Source organism: uncultured Psychrosphaera sp. (assembly GCF_947500655.1).
GTDB lineage: Bacteria > Pseudomonadota > Gammaproteobacteria > Enterobacterales > Alteromonadaceae > Psychrosphaera.
In genome coordinates, this window is sequence record NZ_CANMSK010000033.1 from 1 (window position 1) to 5,269 (window position 5,269).

3 protein-coding genes are annotated in these 5,269 nt (G+C 39.9%); all 3 read right to left on the reverse strand.

Annotated features, from left to right (window positions below; genetic code table 11):
* Positions 1 to 1,185, reverse strand: a 1,185-nt coding sequence (locus Q0940_RS16900; RefSeq protein WP_299271104.1) for a flagellin hook IN motif-containing protein, incomplete at its 3' end; no start/stop codon positions are given.
* Positions 1,186 to 1,607: 422 nt separating this feature from the next.
* Positions 1,608 to 3,164 (reverse strand): flagellin, encoded by a 1,557-nt coding sequence (locus tag Q0940_RS16905; RefSeq protein ID WP_299271105.1) that lies wholly within the window; start codon positions 3,162 to 3,164, stop codon positions 1,608 to 1,610.
* Positions 3,165 to 3,335: 171 nt separating this feature from the next.
* Positions 3,336 to 4,916, reverse strand: coding sequence for a flagellin (locus Q0940_RS16910; RefSeq protein ID WP_299271107.1), 1,581 nt, complete (start codon positions 4,914 to 4,916; stop codon positions 3,336 to 3,338).
* Between the last annotated feature and the right edge of the window lie 353 nt (positions 4,917 to 5,269).

Below are 5,269 nucleotides of genomic sequence, written 5' to 3' on the forward strand. Positions count from 1 at the left end.
AGACAACGTACTATCAAGTTGAATTGAACCACGAACTGCAACCGAATCAGCACCACCAGATGTTACTGTCGTATCAGTACCAGCCTCTTGCGTTCCATCATAATCCGCACCTGTTACATCAAATGAAACATCAGTACCTGCGGCAGATTTATCATCATCTGTTAAATCACCAATGATAATATCATCACCAGCTTCTGACGTTAATACGATACCTGCCCCATTAACGTCATGAGCATCTGAAGAATAAGTTGCGCCAATCCCCGTAACCGACGCTTTCTCATTAATTTTAGCGATCATCGTTTGCATATCGTCATTGGCATCACCTGATGAGGTAAACGAAATAATTTCAGATGACGTACCATTACTTAATGTAAAGCTTATGTTATCTGCATCTCCGGTATTTGCATCTACTTCACCACCGGCAAAGCCTGAGATTATTGCTGTGGTTTTAGCGTCGGCTTTTACACCAGTAGTATTAAATTCTGCATTGATTTTAGCCGCCATCTCAGCTGAGCTATCACCGATACTAAACTGAACCGTTGCTTCATTTACACCAGAAATAGTCATGGTATCAGCAGCTGTTGTATCTAAAGCGGCTACTGCTGCATCTGAATTAGCAGCACCTGCACCTGCAACCCCTAATAATGTACCAGCATCTAAGTTAGCACGTGCACTACCTAAATCATCCGTTTGCGCTGAGTTGATTGATAAACCAATCGTTTGGTTGGCATCTGCACCTACTTGGAATTGCTGATTACCAAACGTACCATCTAATAACTGTTGGCCACCGAATGTCGTTGTATCCGCGATTCTGTTTAATTCAGCTTTTAGCTGAGTTACTTCTTCATTTAGTGCTTTTCTATCTACCGTTGTATTCGTGGCATTCGCTGATTGAACAGACAAGTCACGCATACGTTGTAGGATAGTTGTTGATTCTTGTAATGCACCCTCAGCAGTTTGAGCCATTGATGTGCCATCGTTGGCATTTCGAACTGCGACGTTCAAGCCATTGATTTGTGACGTTAGTCGATTTGAAATTTGCAGACCAGCAGCGTCATCTTTTGCGCTGTTGATACGTAAGCCTGACGCTAAACGTTGCATTGATGTTGATAAACCGCTCGATGAACCAGATAGTTTATTTTGAGCATTTATTGATGATGGATTTGAATTTACTGTTAAAGCCATGTTATTCCCCTAGTCCGCAATTTGCAGTTGAATTATTCTTCAGTTACTAGGTGTATCGGCAATTTACTTCCGCACTTTAATAGAATTTTGCTTTTTATTACAAAAAATTGCCAAAAAACGGCAGCTTACGTCTATTTTATTCATTCTATGCTTGAGATCGCTTAATTAATTAGTAAATCAAATATTCACACTTATATAGTGCTATATATAACCTATGGAATTGTGTAAAAGATGATCTGGAGATTTTATATATCACGGTTCACAGTCAACAGATTAAAGTTTGAGTTGTTAACTTCGTGATTTTAGAAGTGTATACAACTCATTAAACTAAAAAACCACCGTCATTTACAATGACAGTGGTTTTAAATTCAACGATTCATTTTGTATTAATAGCACCTAGTATTTACTAGGCTATTAATTTATTAACCTAATAAGCTTAATGCTGCTTGAGGTAATTGGTTAGCTTGCGCTAAAATTGATGTACCTGCTTGTTGTAAGATTTGATTCTTAGTCAACTCAGCTGTCTCAACCGTAAAGTCTGTATCACGAATTCGTGAACGGGCTGCCGATGAATTCTCAACTATTGAACTTAAGTTGTTCACTGTCGATTCCAAACGGTTTTGCGTCGCACCTAAAACTGAACGGTTTTTATCAATCTTCGCTAACGCACCATCTATTACCGCAATCGCATCTTGTGAGCCTTGCGCTGATGTTAAGTCAAGCGTATCAATACTGATCTCCGATGAACGTGTTTCTACACCAATACCAGTCTCAACTGATGATGACGTTGACGAGAAAGATAAGGTACTATCAAGTTGAATTGAACCACGAACAGCAACCGAGTCTGTAGCACCACCAGATGTTACTGCAATGCTTGTCGCATCCGCTGTACCATCATAATCCGCACCAGTTACATTAAATGTTGTTGCTACAGCACCACCAGATGCAGCATCATCGGTTAAATCAGAGATAATAATATCATCTCCAGCTTCTGACGTTAATACTATACCTGCAACACCTGTAAGGGCTTCAGAGCTATATGACGCACCGATACCTGTAACAGACGCTTTCTCATTAATTTTAGCGATCATCGTTTGCATATCGTCATTCGCATCACCTGATGAAGTAAATGAAATAATTTCAGATGACGTACCATTACCTAAAGTAAAGCTTACATTATCCGCTGTACCGTTAGCAACATCAACTTCACCACCAACAAAGGCTGTGATCATCGCTGTGGTTTTAGCGTCGGCTTTTACACCCGTTGTATTAAATTCTGCATTGATTTTAGCCGCCATCTCAGCTGAGCTATCACCGATACTAAACTGAACCGTTGCTTCATTTACACCAGAAATAGTCATAGTATCCGCAAGTGTTGTATCCAATTCAGCTACAGCTGCATCTGAATTAGCACCTGCAACACCTGCAACCCCTAATAAGGTACCAGCATCTAAGTTAGCACGCGCACTGCCTAAATCATCCGTTTGCGCTGAGTTGATTGATAAACCAATCGTTTGGTTGGCATCTGCACCTACTTGGAATTGTTGATTACCAAACGTACCATCTAATAATTGTTGGCCACCAAATGTCGTTGTATCCGCGATTCTGTTTAATTCAGCTTTTAGCTGAGTTACTTCTTCATTTAGTGCTTTTCTATCTACCGTTGTATTCGTGGCATTCGCTGATTGAACAGATAAGTCACGCATACGCTGTAGGATAGTTGTTGATTCTTGCAATGCACCCTCAGCTGTTTGAGCCATTGATGTGCCATCGTTGGCATTTCGAACAGCAACGTTCAAGCCATTGATTTGTGACGTTAGTCGATTTGAAATTTGCAGACCAGCAGCGTCATCTTTTGCGCTGTTGATACGTAAGCCTGATGCTAAACGTTGCATTGATGTAGATAAACCGCTCGATGAACCAGATAGTTTATTTTGAGCATTTATTGATGATGGATTTGAATTTACCGTTAAAGCCATGTTATTCCCCTAGTCCGCAATTTGCAGTTGAATTATTCTTCAGTTACTAGGTGTATCGGCGCTTTATTTCTGACCTTTAATTAAATCATCCTTTTTTTACAAAAAATTGCCGAAAGGCGGATTTTTACTGCCACCTTTCTAACAATTGAACAACTATTTTTATTAAGTTAACTAACCACCAAGCAGGCTTAATGCGGCTTGTGGCAATTGGTTAGCCTGAGCAAGTATTGTTGTGCCAGCTTGTTGTAAGATTTGATTACGAGTTAACTCGGCAGTTTCTGCCGCAAAATCCGTATCTCGGATCCTTGAACGTGCTGCAGATGTACTTTCCGATACAGACGACAAGTTATTAATTGTCGACTCTAATCTATTTTGAACCGCACCTAATGATGCACGATTTCGGTCTATTTTAGCCAATGCGCCGTCAATAAGAGCAATCGCTGACTGAGCTCCCTCTACTGATGTTAAATCAATCGTATCTATTGATATTTCAGCAGCTCGGCTCGCTATCGTTCCAGACGTTAGAATTGCATCAGTTGCTTCACTTGCTATACCAAATGCGACCGTACTATCCAATTGAATTTGACCACGTACAGCAATTGAGTCAGCAGCAACATCAGAGGAATCAAGTGTTGCGGCTGCACCTACAAAATCATTCCCACTATAATCTTTACCTATGACATCGAATGTAGCAGAGTTACCGGAGGCTGAACCGTCGTCATCTGTAAAACCTGAGATAATAATATCCGTACCAGACTCTGAAAGTAAACTAACCGCAGGTCCGCTTCCTAAAATATTTCCGGTGGAGTTAAACGTTGCGCCTATACCAGTTTTCGACGCTACTTCATTAATTTTATTCACCAATATTTGCATATCATCAGTGACTATACCGGTTGATGTGAACGAAATTACCGTGCTTGCTGTTGATGCTTTAGTTTCATCACCATTGGAGAAGTCAAAACTAATACTGTCGCCAGCATCAAAGTCTTGAAAGTTTTCTAATACAGCGGTTGTCCTAGAGTCTGCTTTTACACCTGTAGTATTAAATACTGTATTTATTTTAGCAGCCATTGCTGCTGCACTATCTGATTGGCCAATAGCAACAGTAGCGTCATTTACACCATCAATAATTAAATTCTCAGATGCAGCGGCTAAATCAAGACCGGTAATAGAGTCAGCTGCATTAGCTTGAGCTCCTGAAGTTGCCCCCATTTGAGTACCATCAAGATATAGTCGAGCGCCACCTAAATCATCGGTTTGCGCTGAATTGAAAGATACACCTATGGTTTCATTGGCTTGTGCGCCAACCTGGAATTGTTGATTACCAAATGTACCGTCTATTAATTTTGAACCACCAAATGTTGTGGTATCAGCAATACGATTTAATTCTGATTTTAACTGAACAACTTCTTCTTGAATCGCATTACGGTCTATCGTTGAGTTGGTTGCATTGGCAGCCTGAATAGATAAGTCTCGCATACGTTGTAGTATGTTAGTTGACTCTTGTAATGCCCCCTCAGCGGTTTGTGCCATGGAAATACCATCATTGGCATTTCTTATTGCAACAGTTAAACCGTTGATTTGAGAAGTTAAACGATTGGATATTTGCAAACCTGCTGCATCATCTTTCGCACTATTTATGCGAAGACCAGAAGCCAAACGTTCCATTGAAGTAGCAAGGTCGCTTGAAGACCCCATTAAGTTACGTTGGCCATTAATTGACGCAACGTTAGTATTTACAAATAACGCCATCACACTCTCCTGCTATGACTTCTAAAATATGAAATCAAGCACTGACTCTTAAAAGATCCAGGCAGTACTTCAATTCGCTTACCTAACTCTAATACAAGTAGTGTGCCAAAGTAGAAACACCTCAAAAAACAGACTTTAAATCGTTTAAAAACAATAAGTTAACAAAAAAAGCATTAGAGAAAACCGTTTTGAAAAATGAAGGATTAAACAACGGCAAATTTATGTCACTAGCGGCAAAGCATTTAGTTAACAGCAACAAAAAAGCCCTGTATTAACAGTAATGCCGATCAGTTAAGAAATATTTAACGATCCATTGACCGATCTTTTGAATAGTTCAAAATCCGATATCAATT